The organism is Streptomyces sp. NPDC048297, from assembly GCF_043201585.1.
Lineage (GTDB): Bacteria > Actinomycetota > Actinomycetes > Streptomycetales > Streptomycetaceae > Streptomyces.
Genome location: NZ_JBICZA010000010.1, coordinates 240919 through 254090 on the forward strand (window position 1 = coordinate 240919; position 13172 = coordinate 254090).

Annotated in this window: 10 protein-coding genes; all 10 read right to left on the reverse strand. The window is 69.8% G+C overall.

All coding sequences use genetic code 11. From position 1 onward, the window contains the following. Nucleotides 1–43 precede the first annotated feature (43 nt). A complete protein-coding gene (locus tag ACGFYV_RS14110) occupies nucleotides 44–2005 on the reverse strand; it encodes a TIGR03960 family B12-binding radical SAM protein (RefSeq protein WP_393878622.1) in 1962 nt (653 codons plus the stop codon). A gap of 39 nt (nucleotides 2006–2044) precedes the next feature. Beyond that, the gene (locus tag ACGFYV_RS14115) at nucleotides 2045–3574 is read right to left on the reverse strand and encodes a CHAD domain-containing protein (protein WP_393878623.1); all 1530 of its coding nucleotides are present in this window, start codon (nucleotides 3572–3574) and stop codon (nucleotides 2045–2047) included. A gap of 136 nt (nucleotides 3575–3710) precedes the next feature. Then, the gene (gene rodA / locus ACGFYV_RS14120) at nucleotides 3711–4907 is read right to left on the reverse strand and encodes a rod shape-determining protein RodA (protein ID WP_393878624.1); all 1197 of its coding nucleotides are present in this window, start codon (nucleotides 4905–4907) and stop codon (nucleotides 3711–3713) included. Then, nucleotides 4904–7162: a penicillin-binding protein 2 gene (mrdA, locus tag ACGFYV_RS14125; protein WP_393878625.1), complete on the reverse strand. Its 2259-nt coding sequence runs from the start codon at nucleotides 7160–7162 to the stop codon at nucleotides 4904–4906. The genes rodA and mrdA overlap by 4 nt, the downstream gene beginning before the upstream one ends. A gap of 236 nt (nucleotides 7163–7398) precedes the next feature. Then, entirely contained in the window at nucleotides 7399–8079 is a 681-nt protein-coding gene (mreD, locus tag ACGFYV_RS14130; RefSeq protein ID WP_393878626.1) for a rod shape-determining protein MreD, read from the reverse strand. Between the two features lie 13 nt (nucleotides 8080–8092). Further along, complete coding sequence (gene mreC, locus ACGFYV_RS14135) at nucleotides 8093–9034, reverse strand: rod shape-determining protein MreC (protein WP_393878627.1); 942 nt, start codon at nucleotides 9032–9034, stop codon at nucleotides 8093–8095. Nucleotides 9035–9204: 170 nt separating this feature from the next. Next, nucleotides 9205–10224: a rod shape-determining protein gene (locus tag ACGFYV_RS14140; RefSeq protein WP_020940056.1), complete on the reverse strand. Its 1020-nt coding sequence runs from the start codon at nucleotides 10222–10224 to the stop codon at nucleotides 9205–9207. A 335-nt stretch (nucleotides 10225–10559) separates the two neighbouring features. After that, complete coding sequence (ndk, locus tag ACGFYV_RS14145; RefSeq protein ID WP_393878628.1) at nucleotides 10560–10973, reverse strand: nucleoside-diphosphate kinase; 414 nt, start codon at nucleotides 10971–10973, stop codon at nucleotides 10560–10562. A gap of 62 nt (nucleotides 10974–11035) precedes the next feature. Then, a complete protein-coding gene (locus ACGFYV_RS14150; RefSeq protein ID WP_393878629.1) occupies nucleotides 11036–11395 on the reverse strand; it encodes a DUF4233 domain-containing protein in 360 nt (119 codons plus the stop codon). A 9-nt stretch (nucleotides 11396–11404) separates the two neighbouring features. Then, entirely contained in the window at nucleotides 11405–12862 is a 1458-nt protein-coding gene (locus ACGFYV_RS14155) for a bifunctional folylpolyglutamate synthase/dihydrofolate synthase (RefSeq protein ID WP_393878644.1), read from the reverse strand. Between the last annotated feature and the right edge of the window lie 310 nt (nucleotides 12863–13172).

Consider the following 13172-nt stretch of genomic DNA (forward strand, 5'->3'; position numbering starts at 1 on the left):
CAGAACGAAGGGGGCTCTCGACGTCCGCAGCAGGCCTCACACCTCAGTGCGTGTGACCACTCGAAACCGGCGTCGGACCAGCGTTCTTGACCGTGAGCGGCAGCAGCTTCTTGCCGGTCGGGCCGATCTGGATGGATGTGTCCATCTGCGGGCAGACGCCGCAGTCGAAGCACGGGGTCCAGCGGCAGTCCTCGACCTCGGTCTCGTCGAGGGCGTCCTGCCAGTCCTCCCAGAGCCAGTCCTTGTCGAGGCCGGAGTCGAGGTGGTCCCAGGGGAGGACTTCCTCGTAGGTGCGCTCGCGGGTGGTGTACCAGTCGACGTCCACGCCGACGGAGGCGAGCGCCTTGTCGGCGCAGGCCATCCAGCGGTCGTAGGAGAAGTGCTCGCGCCAGCCGTCGAAGCGGCCGCCGTCCTCGTAGACGGCGCGGATGACGGCGCCGATGCGGCGGTCGCCGCGGGAGAGCAGGCCCTCGACGATGCCGGGCTTGCCGTCGTGGTAGCGGAAGCCGATCGAGCGGCCGTACTTCTTGTCGCCGCGGATCTTGTCGCGGAGCTTCTCCAGGCGGGCGTCGGTCTCCTCGGCGGAGAGCTGGGGCGCCCACTGGAAGGGGGTGTGGGGCTTGGGGACGAAGCCGCCGATGGAGACCGTGCAGCGGATGTCGCCCGAGCCCGAGACCTCGCGGCCCTTCTGGATGACGTGTGTCGCCATGTCGGCGATCTGGAGGACGTCGTCGTCGGTCTCCGTCGGCAGGCCGCACATGAAGTACAGCTTCACCTGGCGCCAGCCGTTGCCGTAGGCGGTGGCCACGGTACGGATGAGGTCTTCCTCGGAGACCATCTTGTTGATGACCTTGCGCATGCGCTCCGAGCCGCCCTCGGGGGCGAAGGTGAGGCCGGAGCGGCGGCCGTTGCGGGTCAGCTCGTTCGCCAGGTCGACGTTGAAGGCGTCGACGCGGGTGGAGGGCAGCGAGAGGCCGATCTTGTCGTCCGTGTAGCGGTCGGCCAGGCCCTTGGCGATGTCGCCGATCTCGGAGTGGTCCGCGGAGGAGAGGGACAGGAGGCCGACTTCCTCGAAGCCGGTCGCCTTGAGGCCCTTGTCGACCATGTCGCCGATGCCCGTGATGGAGCGCTCGCGGACCGGGCGGGTGATCATGCCCGCCTGGCAGAAGCGGCAGCCGCGGGTGCAGCCGCGGAAGATCTCCACCGACATGCGCTCGTGGACCGTCTCGGCGAGAGGCACGAGGGGCTGCTTGGGGTAGGGCCACTCGTCCAGGTCCATGACCGTGTGCTTGGAGACACGCCACGGGACGCCGGACTTGTTGGGCACGACACGGGCGATACGGCCGTCGGGGAGGTACTCGACGTCGTAGAACGCCGGGATGTACACCGAACCCGTCTTCGCGAGGCGGAACAGGACCTCCTCGCGGCCACCGGGGCGGCCCTCCGCCTTCCACTCACGGATGATCCGCGTCATGTCGAGCACGGCCTGCTCGCCGTCGCCGATGATCGCCGCGTCGATGAAGTCGGCGATCGGCTCGGGGTTGAAGGCCGCGTGGCCGCCGGCGAGGACGATCGGGTCGTCGATCGTGCGGTCCTTGGACTCCAGCGGAATGCCGGCCAGGTCCAGGGCCGTGAGCATGTTCGTGTAGCCGAGCTCCGTGGAGAAGCTCAGGCCGAACACGTCGAAGGCCTTCACCGGGCGGTGGCTGTCGACCGTGAACTGCGGGACGGCGTGCTCGCGCATGAGCGCCTCAAGGTCCGGCCAGACGCTGTAGGTGCGCTCGGCCAGGACGCCGTCCTGCTCGTTGAGGACCTCGTAGAGGATCATGACGCCCTGGTTGGGCAGACCCACCTCGTACGCGTCCGGGTACATGAGCGCCCAGCGGACGTCGCAGCTGTCCCATTCCTTGACGGTGGAGTTCAGCTCGCCGCCCACGTACTGGATCGGCTTCTGCACATGCGGGAGCAGGGCCTCGAGCTGCGGGAAGACCGACTCGACAGACATCGCGGGAACCTTCGTAAGTGACAGGGGTGACCATCTAGGCTACCCCGACCGGACGACGCCCCCGTACGCCCGGACGGCCGCCGTGGCACCGATCTTCCGCCACAGCCCCGGCAGCTCCCCTTCCACCGCCGCCGCGGCCACCTCCTCCCTGCCGTAGAGCAGGCCGTACGTGAAGGTGCTCTCGCCGGCCGCGTGGGCGGCGGCGGACAGTTCGCGCAGGGTGCGGCGGGCCATGACGCTGTCCTGGTGCTCGCCGAGCAGGCTGGTCAGGGACTTCATGGACTTGGCGAAGGCGCGGGCGGAGGCGCCGAGGGCGGGGACGGCCGCCTCGCCGGCGTAGCGGGCGCGCTTGGCCTTCTTGCGGGCCTCGTGGATGGCGGTGTCGCGTTCGTCGCCGGGAGGCTGGTGCAGGGCTTCGGCGACCAGGCGGGAGACCTTCGCGAGGTCCTTGTGCAGGGCCTTGGTGATCGTCTTCCCGGGCTTTCTCGTGGCCTTGGGCTTCAGGGGCGGGTCGGCGAGCAGGGCGTCGAGGGTGTCGAGCAGGGCCAGGTAGCGGGCGGAGTCGAGGATCGCGACGACGTGGCCGCGGGCGCTGCCGTGCCGGGTGCTCGCCCAGGTGGTGAGGTGCCGGTGCACGGGGCCGTCGACCAGGGCGGTGGGGATGTCGTCGAGGACGGCGAGCAGACGCTCGGCCAGGACTTCCTGGTCGCGGCCCACGCCGAGCTCTGCCGCCAGCCACTTCAGCTCGGCGGCGACGGGGGTGGTGACGGCGGGGTCGAGGACCGTGCCGAAGGTGCGGAAGGTGCTGCGCATGCGGCGGGTGGCGACCCGCATCTGGTGGACGGCGTCGGGCAGGTCGCGGCGGACGCCCGGGTCGTAGGCGAGGATCGCGTCGCGCTGGACGCGTACGTAGGCGAGGACGTGGTCGCCGGCCGTGACGGGCTCGGCGCGCGGGGCGGAGGCGGGGCGCGGGCCGCCGGTGCGTTCCAGGGCGCGGGCGAGCTTGGACGGTGAGCTGGACGGCCGTACGCCCGCCTTGCGCAGGCGTTTGTCGACCTTGTCGAGGAAGGCCGGGTCGCCGTCGTCGGCGAGTTCGACCTCGATCTCGGTCCACTGGGCGGTGCCGCCGGCCCGGTTGAGCCGGTCGGCGGTCACGGCGTCGACGCTGGCCTCGGCGAGCAGGGTGCCGTCGGCGTCGACCAGGTGGCGTACGTCGCGGGCGGAGCGGAGCCGGACGACGGGGACCAGTTCCGCGTCGCGGACGCGGGAGCGGACCAGGGCGGCGAGTTCGTCGGGGACGGTGTCCGAGAGAGGTGCCTGGATCTCGTCACGGACGCCGGGGGCGACGGGGAACTTGAGGTGCCAGCCGGCGTCGGCGCCTCCGGTGCGGCGGCGCAGGGTGAGGGAGGCCGCGGCCAGGCGTTCGTCGGCGGTGTCGTAGTACGTGGCGTCCAGTTCGACCAGGCCCCTGTCGAGGACGTCCGCCACCGGTCCGACGCCGGTCAGGTCGGGCAGGCCGCTCTCGTCGGATTCGTACTTGCGCTCGATCTCGCGTTTCGCGTCCGCCATGAACCGAATCTAGTTGCTGATCGGCCGGGACGGCAGGGGCCAACCAGGGTGAATGGCAGGAAAACTACCGCCATACCCCCGGTTGACCGCCCCGGCATGCCCCCGGTTGACCGCCCGGCCGTGCCCGGCGCGTCCCTCAGGCCGACATCGGCCGCTGCACCTTGATCGACTGAAGCAGTCCCACCGCCACCCAGACCGCGAACATCGACGAGCCGCCGTACGACACGAACGGCAGCGGCAGACCGGTGACCGGCATGATGCCGAGGGTCATGCCGATGTTCTCGAAGGACTGGAACGCGAACCAGGCCACGATCCCGGCGGCCACGATCGTGCCGTACAGCTCCGTCGAGTCGCGGGCGATACGGCAGGCGCGCCACAGGACGACACCCAGGAGGAGGATTATCAGGCCGGCCCCGAGGAAGCCCAGCTCCTCCCCCGCCACCGTGAAGACGAAGTCCGTCTGCTGCTCGGGCACGAACTGGCCGGTGGTCTGCGAGCCGTGGAACAGGCCCGCCCCGGTCAGGCCGCCGGAGCCGATGGCGATGCGGGCCTGGTTGGTGTTGTAGCCGACGCCGGCGGGGTCGAGGTCCGGGTTGGCGAAGGCCGCGAAGCGGTTGATCTGGTACTCGTCCAGGATGTGCAGCTGCCAGATGGCGATGCAGCCGAGGACGCCGGCGGTGAGCAGGCCGAAGATCCAGCGGTTGGAGGCGCCGGAGGCGAGCAGCACGCCCAGGATGATGGCGACCATGGCGAGGACCGTGCCGAGGTCGGGCATGAGCATCACGATCAGGATCGGCACGGTGGCCAGACCGAGTGCCTGCAGCACGGTGCGGTGGTCGGGGTACGGCTTGTCCCCGGCGTCGACCCGGGCGGCCAGCATCATCGCCATGCCCAGGATGATCGTGATCTTCACGAACTCGGCGGGCTGGAGCGAGAAGCCGCCGCCGAGCACGATCCAGTTGCGGCTGCCGTTGATGGTCGCCCCCAGCGGGGTGAGGACCAGCAGGACCCCGAGGAGCGAGAGGCCGTAGAGGACCGGCACGGCGTTGCGCAGGGCGCGGTGGCCGAGCCAGATCGTGCCGATCATCAGGGCGAGTCCGATGCCGGCGTTCATGATGTGCCGGAGCAGGAAGTAGTACTGGTCGCCCTGGTTGATCTCGGTGCGGTTGCGGGTCGCCGAGTAGACCAGCAGGGAGCCGATCATCGACAGTGCGAGGGCCGCGAGCAGCATCGGCCAGTCGAGGCGGCGGGCCAGCGAGTCACGGGCGAAGAGCCTGGTCCAGCCCGCCCGCTGGGGGCCGTACCCGGAGACGGAGAAGCTGTTGCCGGTCACGGACGCGTCCTCCGGCTCCCCCTGCGGCGCGCCCGGTGCGGCCGCCTGCGGGTGTTGCTGTTGGTGGTCGGTGACGGCGAGGTCCCGGGGGTCTGCTGGTCGCCGCCGTTGGTGGCGTTGTCCTTCTGGGAGGCCTCGACGTCCTTGGCCGGGTCGCCGACGATCTTCGGGGCGGTGATGGTGCCGTCCGTGCGCACCTTGGGCAGGGCCTGCTGCGGCTGGGGCAGCAGCGCCTTCTTGTTGTCGACGGAGCCGTCGCCCTGGACGCCGTAGAGGGCGCTGTAGATGTTGCGCACGGCCTCACCGGAGGCTCCGGAACCCGTACCGGCCTGGGCGATCGTCATGATCACCGTGTAGTCCTTGGAGTACGTGGCGAGCCACGAGGTGGTCTGCTTGCCGTAGACCTCGGCGGTACCGGTCTTGGCGTGCAGCGGGATCTTGTTCTGCGGCCAGCCGCCGAACTTCCAGGCGGCGGTACCGCGGGTGATCACGCCCGCGAAGGCGTCGTCCATGCCCTTGAGGGTGGCCTGGCTGACCGGCAGCCGGCCGGACTTCTTCGGCGGGATGGGCGTGACGGTCCTGCCGTCGGGGCTGACGATCGCCTTGCCGATGGTCGGCCGGTACATAGTGCCGCCGTTGGCGACGGCGCCGTAGATCACGGCCTCCTGGATCGGCGTGACGAGGGTGTCGCCCTGGCCGATGGAGTAGTTGATCTCGTCACCCTCGCGCATCTTGTTGCCTTCGAGGCAGTTCTCGTAATAGATCTTCTGGACGTAGGTGCCGTCCTTCTTGCCGTACTTGCACCAGGCGTCCTTGTTGGCCTTCCAGTAGTCGAGCTTCCACTGGCGGTCGGGGACGCGGCCGGTGACCTCGTTGGGCAGGTCGACGCCGGTCTCCTTGCCGAGGCCGAACTCGTGGGCGGTCTTGAAGAACCAGTCCCTGGGCTCGCCCTTCTTGGGGTTGATGCCGCCGTCCTTCTTCCACTCCCGGTCCGCGAGGCCGTAGAAGACGGTGTCGCAGGAGACCTCCAGGGCGCGGCCGAGGGAGATCGGGCCGAAGCTCTCGCCCTCGAAGTTCTTGAAGACCTGGCCGCCGACCGAGTACGAGCTGGTGCAGGGGTAGCCGCCGTCCCACACGTAGCCGGCCTGGACCGCGGCGGCCGTGGAGACCACCTTGAAGGTCGAGCCGGGCGCCGCCTGGCCCTGTGTGGCGCGGTTGAGGAGCGGGTAGTCGGAGTTCTTGCCGGTGAGGGCCTTGTAGTCCTTGGCGGAGATGCCGCCCACCCACACGTTCGGGTCGTAGGTGGGTGCCGAGGCCATGGCGACGACGCGGCCGGTCCTGGCCTCCATCACGACGACGGCGCCGGAGTCGGCCTTGTAGTTCTCGCCGGTGATCTTGTCGAACTGCTGGCGGGCGACCTTCATCGCCTTGTCCAGTTCGTACTCGGCGACGCGCTGGACACGGGAGTCGATGCTGGTGACCAGGTTGGAGCCGGTCTCGGCGGGGTCCGCCTTGGCCTTGCCGATGACGCGGCCGAGGTTGTCGACCTCGTAGCGGGTCACGCCGGCCTTGCCGCGCAGTTCCTTGTCGTACTGCCGCTCCAGGCCCGAGCGGCCGACCATGTCGGAGCGCAGGTAGGGCGAGTCGGTGTCCTTGGCCTTCTGGATCTCGTCGTCGGTGACGGGCGAGAGGTAGCCGAGGACCTGGGCGGTGTTGGTCTTCGCGGGGCCCGCGTAGCGGCGCACGGCCTCGGGCTCGGCGGTGATGCCGGGGAAGTCCTCGGCGCGTTCACGGATCTGCAGCGCCTGCTTGGGCGTCGCCTCGTCGGTGATGGGGATCGGCTGGTACGGCGAGCCGTTCCAGCACGGCTGGGGGGTCTTGGAGTCGCAGAGTCTGACCTTCTGCTGGACCTCGTCGGGCGTCATGCCGAGGACTGCGGCCAGCTTGGTCAGTACGCCCTTGCCGTCGTCCTTCTGCTTGAGCAGGTCGGTGCGGGAGGCGGAGACGACCAGGCGGGTCTCGTTGTCGGCGAGGGGGATGCCCCGGGCGTCCAGGATGTCGCCGCGCACGGCGGGTTCGACGACCTGCTGGACGTGGTTGCCGGACGCCTCCTTCTGGTACTCGGCGCCCTCCCGGATCTGCAGGTACCACAGGCGGCCGCCGAGCGTGCCGAGGAGGGAGAGGACGAGGATCTGGATCACGACGAGTCGGATCTGGACCCGTGGGGTGCGCCCGGTCTCGGGAATGTTGGTCATTGCGGCTGTCTCCCCCTCTCAGTGCGCTGACGTCTGAGCGCGTACGAATGATGAACGACCGGCCTGTGAGCCCGCGTTCCGCGAAAGCTTCCCCGTTCGAGTGAATGTCCGGGTGAATGTCCGTGCGAATGCCCCGTGGAACGCCCCGGCGGATGCCTCAGGGAACATCCGGGTGCACGCCCCGGCGGATGTCCAGGTGAACGCCCCGGGGAACGTCCGGGTGAACTCGCCGCTGTTCACAGCCGCTTGACCCCCTTGATGCGGCCGACCCGCGCCGAGCGGGTGCGGGCCTTGGCCTTCAGGCCGCCGAGACCGCCGCGCTGGCTGCCGATGCGCAGGCCGGTGCCGGAGGACAGCCAGCCGGAGGAGATGTTCCCGCCACCGCCGGCGGCGGAGCCGGCCTCGGTCAGCGGGTCGTTGTCGGCGCGGCGCGCCAGCCACATGACGCCGGGCACCACGAACGGCGCGAGGAGCAGGTCGTACAGGGCGGCCGAGAACAGCAGCCCGGTCAGGCCGACGTGACGGGCGGCGGTGTCGCCGACCAGGGCGCCGACGCCCGCGTACAGCAGGGTGGAGCCGAGGGCGGCGGCGACCACGACGGCCATGGGGCCGATCGCGGACTTCAGCCGGCCGTTCTCCGGCTTGATGAGACCCGCGCCGTAGCCGATGACGGACAGCACCAGGGCGTAGCGGCCGGCCGCGTGGTCGGCGGGCGGGGCGAGGTCGGCGAGCAGTCCGGCGCCGAAGCCGACGAGGGCGCCGCCCACATGGCCGTACACCATGGCGAGGCCGAGGACGGTGAGCAGCAGCAGGTCGGGGACGGCGCCCGGCAGGTGCAGGCGGGCGAGCACGCTCACCTGGATCACCAGGGCGACGACGACCAGGGCGCTGGAGAGCAGGATCCGGTTGACACGCATGGGGATTCAGCTCCTACTGCTGCTGCTGGTCGTTGGCGGTCGCGTCGGCGGACGGGGTGACCGTGACGGTCACCGTCGGGGTCGGGACCGGCTTGGGCTTGGTGGGCAGGACCTCGTCGCGGGGGTCCTTCTTCGGGCCCTGGACGACCACTCCGACGATGTCGAGCTTGGTGTAGCCGACGTACGGGGTGACGTAGAGCGTGCGGGTCAGGCCGCCGCCGGAGGGGTCGATCCGGGAGACCACGCCGACCGGGACGCCCGGCACGAACGGCCTGTCCGCCTCGGAGCCGAAGGTGACCAGGCGGTCGCCCTTCTTGACCTCGGCCTTGCCGTTGAGGAGTTCGACGCGCAGCGGGCGGTCGCCCTGCCCGGAGGCGAAGCCCAGTTCGTCGCTGCCCTCCATGCGGGTGCCGACGGTGAAGTCGGGGTCGTTGGCCAGCAGCACGGTGGAGGTGTCCGGGCCGACCGTGGTGACCCGGCCGACCAGGCCGTCGCCGTTCAGTACGGTCATGTCCCGCTTGATGCCGTCGTTCGCGCCGACGTCGACGGTGATGGTCCAGGAGAAGCCCTGCGCCGCCCCTATGGCGATGACCTGGGCTCCCTTGATGCCGTACTGGCCCTCGCCGGCGATCTTCAGCATCTTGTCGAGCTGCGTCAGGCGGCTGCGGTTGCGGTCGTCGCTGCCGAGCTTCGCCTTGAGGGCCGCGTTCTCCTTCTCCAGCACGGCGAGCCGGTCGTGCCGGCTGCCGGAGTCCCGGACGGCGGAGACGGCGTCACCGACCGGGTTCACCGCGGAGGACAGCCCGTCCTCGACGGGCCCGAACACCGCGGCCGCGGCCTGCCGGGCGCCGTCGACCGGAGAGTTCCGGCCTCCGCGGATGTCCACCGTGATCAGCGCGAACGCGATGGCGACCAGCAGGACCAGGAGCAACCGGCTCTCTTTCGTGTCCCTCACGTGCGGCGGCCGTGCCCTTCCTCGATAGGAATTCGGGGACCCCCGGGCGCACGGGCGAGACGCCGGCCCGAGAAGTCCATGTGCGGGAGCTTATGCCTCTTCATCAACGATCCGCCGTACGAGGGGAGATCGTCCCGTACGGCGGAATCGAGCGGAATCGAAGAGTTGCCTCATCTGCGCGGCTGGGCGTCCAGGACCTGCTGCAGCGCCTCGAACTCCTCGACGCACTTGCCGGATCCGAGCGCCACGCTGTCCAGCGGGTCCTCGGCGATGTGGATCGGCATTCCGGTCTCGCGCCGCAGCCGCTCGTCGAGCCCGCGCAGCAGGGCTCCGCCACCGGTCAGAACGATTCCTCTGTCCATGATGTCGCCGGACAGCTCCGGCGGACACTTGTCGAGGGTCGTCTTGACGGCGTCGACGATCGCGTTGACCGGCTCCTCGATCGCCTTGCGCACCTCGGCGGCGGAGATGACGACGGTCTTGGGCAGTCCGGAGACGAGGTCGCGTCCGCGGACTTCGGTGTGCTCGTCGGAGTCGAGGTCGTACGCCGAACCGATCGTGATCTTGATCTGTTCGGCCGTCCGCTCACCCAGCAGAAGGCTGTACTCCTTCTTGATGTACTGGATGATCGCGTTGTCCAGTTCGTCGCCGGCGACGCGGATGGACTGGGCGGTGACGATGCCGCCGAGCGAGATGACCGCGACCTCCGTGGTACCGCCGCCGATGTCCACCACCATGTTGCCGGTGGCCTCGTGGACCGGCAGCCCGGAGCCGATGGCGGCGGCCATGGGCTCCTCGATGATGTGCACCTGGCGGGCTCCCGCCTGAGAGGACGCCTCGATGACCGCGCGGCGCTCGACTCCGGTGATGCCCGAGGGAACACAGACGACGACACGCGGACGGGCGAGATAGCGCCGCTTGTGGATCTTCAGGATGAAGTAGCGGAGCATACGCTCGGTGATCTCGAAGTCGGCGATCACGCCGTCCTTCAGCGGACGCACGGCCACGATGTTGCCCGGCGTCCGGCCGATCATCTTCTTCGCTTCGGCACCGACCGCGAGGATCCCACCGGTGTTGGTGTTGATCGCGACCACGGACGGCTCGTTGAGTACGATCCCGCGACCCCTGACGTACACCAGCGTGTTGGCGGTCCCGAGGTCGACAGCCATGTCACGGCCGATGAACGACATTGAGTTCCCCATCAGGATTCGTCTGGCCTTCCCACTGGCTTTTGAGGGCTTTTCAGGTAGGCGAGGTGGGTGCTGTGACGTGAAGGCTTCCATCGTAGACGCGCCTGCACGAACACTGCGCGAGGGTCTTCGCCATTGTCAGCAGATGGCGCGTCGCCTCGCTTGTGGAGACGGTCCATCGGAGGCACGCGTTCCCCCGATCGGCAACGCATATGCCAAGGGACGGCCGAAATCGTACGGCCGTCCCAGGTCAGGGTTGCGAAAGATCTGACGGTCCCTCAGAAAATTTATCGGAAACCCTGCCCGGCGCGGTCCTGCCACGCCGCGCGGCACGGTCAGCCACGGCCCGGGAAGAAGATCTTCACCTCGCGTTCGGCCGACTCCTCCGAGTCGGACGCGTGGATCAGGTTCTCGCGGACGATCACACCGAAGTCGCCGCGGATGGAGCCGGGGGCCGCCGCGATCGGGTCGGTCGGACCGGCCAGCGCGCGCACACCCTCGATGACCCGCTCGCCCTCGACGATCAGGGCCACGACCGGGCCGGAGGCCATGAACTCCACCAGCGGCTCGTAGAACGGCCTGCCCACGTGCTCGGCGTAGTGCTGCTCCAGCGTGCCCCGGTCCAGGGTGCGCAGCTCCAGCGCGGTGATCTGCCAGCCGGCCTTGCGCTCGATACGGCTGATGATCTCGCCGGTCAGACCACGACGGATCGCGTCGGGCTTGAGCAGGACGAGGGTGCGCTGAGTCACGGGGGCTCCTTACGACTGACGTGTGCGGTAGGACGAGGCTACAGGGCGTGTCCGTGCCGCTGTCACGCAGCGTCAGCTGCGGGGGGCGGGTCCGCCTGTGCCGCGAAACGCGCCTTGGCCTCGTCGACCTTTCTGCCGAAGTGCACCGACGCCCACCACAGGGCCGCGAACACCACGCCCAGGATGTACATCATCGGGACGAAGACACCGGAGGCGACCAGGGCGAGCTGCAGGGCCCAGCCGAGGGCGACGCCGCCCGGCCGGGTCACCACCCCGCACAGCAGCACGCACAGGGCCATGGCGATGCCGCAGACCAGCCACACCGTCGAGGTGGACAGATCCGGGTCCTTCATGGCCACGAGGCCCGCGAACCCGACGATGAAGAACTCGCCGATCAGCGTCGACGAACAGAGCGTACGCACGACGAACCCTCAGCCCTTTCCCAGAAGCAGGCGGGCCTCGCCCACCGTGATGACCGAGCCGGTGACCAGCACCCCGCCGCCCGTGAACTCGCCCTCCTCCTCGGCCAGCGTGATCGCCGCGTCGAGGGCCTCGGGCAGCCGCGGCTCGACCTGGACCCGCTCCTCGCCGAACACCTCGACGGCGATCGCGGCCAGCTCGTCCGCGTCCATGGCGCGGTGGCTGGAGTTCTGGGTGACGACGACCTCGGCGAAGATCGGCTCGAAGGCCTCCAGCAGCCCCCGTACGTTCTTGTCGGCGCTCGCCCCGACGACACCGATCAGCCGGCTGAAGTCGAACGCCTCCCGCACGGCCTCGGCGGTGACCTCGGCGCCCGCCGGGTTGTGCGCGGCGTCCAGCACGACCGTGGGAGAGCGCCGTACGACCTCCAGGCGGCCCGGGGAGGAGACGGCCGCGAAGGCCTTGCGCACCGTGTCGATGTCCAGCGGCTCCGCGCGCTGCGCGCCGACCCCGAAGAACGCCTCGACGGCGGCGAGCGCCACGGCGGCGTTGTGCGCCTGGTGGGCGCCGTGCAGCGGCAGGTACACCTCCTGGTACTCACCGCCCAGGCCGCGCAGCGTGACGAGCTGGCCGCCGACGGCGACCTGCCGGTCCACGACGCCGAACTCCAGGCCCTCGCGGGCCACGGTGGCGTTCTGCTCGACGGCCCTCTTCAGCAGCACCTGCGCCGCGTCCACCGGCTGCTGCGCCATGATCACGGTCGCGTCCGGCTTGATGATGCCGGCCTTCTCGCCGGCGATCTCCGCGGGCGTCTCACCGAGGCGGTCGGTGTGGTCGAGCGAGATGGGGGTGACCACGGCGACGTCGGCGTCGATCACGTTCGTCGCGTCCCAGCTGCCGCCCATGCCGACCTCGACGACGGCGACGTCGACGGGGGCGTCCGCGAACGCCGCGTACGCCATGCCGGTCAGCACCTCGAAGAAGGACAGCCGGTACTCCTGCCGCGCGTCCACCATCTCGACGTACGGCTTGATGTCCTGGTACGTCTCGATGAACCGCTCGGCGGGGATCGGGGCGCCGTCCAGGCTGATCCGCTCGGTGATCGACTGGACGTGGGGGCTGGTGTAGCGGCCGGTGCGCAGGTCGAAGGCGCCGAGGAGGGCCTCGACCATGCGGGCGGTGGAGGTCTTGCCGTTCGTGCCCGTGATGTGGATCGAGGGGTACGTCCGCTGCGGCTCGCCCAGGATGTCCATCAGGGCGGCGATCCGGGTGACGGAGGGCTCCAGCTTGGTCTCGCCCCAGCGGGTCGCCAGCTCCGTCTCGACCTCGCGCAGCGCCCGGTCGACCTCGGGGTCCTCCGGCCGCGCCGGTACGTCGGCGTGGGGCTGCCCGCCCTGGGTTCGCAGGGTACGGCTGCCGGCCTCGATCACCGCGAGATCGGGGTCGCGGTCGGTCTCCTGCTCGATCATCTCGTCGAAGGAGTCGAGGGGGTCGGGGGTGTCACTGGTGCCGGGCGCTTCGCTCACAGGGCCAGTCTACGGAGCGGTGGTGACATTCGGCCGGTTAGGGGTGGTCGCTCACTGTTGCCGACTGCGGGTCCGTCGTGGCTCTGCGCGCCCGCGCGGCGGAGCCGCACATCGATACGGCCCCGCGCCCCTGGGGAGCCGAAGGCCCCCGGAACCTCGTGGCGGATTCTAGGGATCGTCGCAACACGTGATCGGTTGTGTCAGACGGCGAGCAGTTTATGCAGACGCTCGGCTGGGGTTTCCCAGCCGAGCG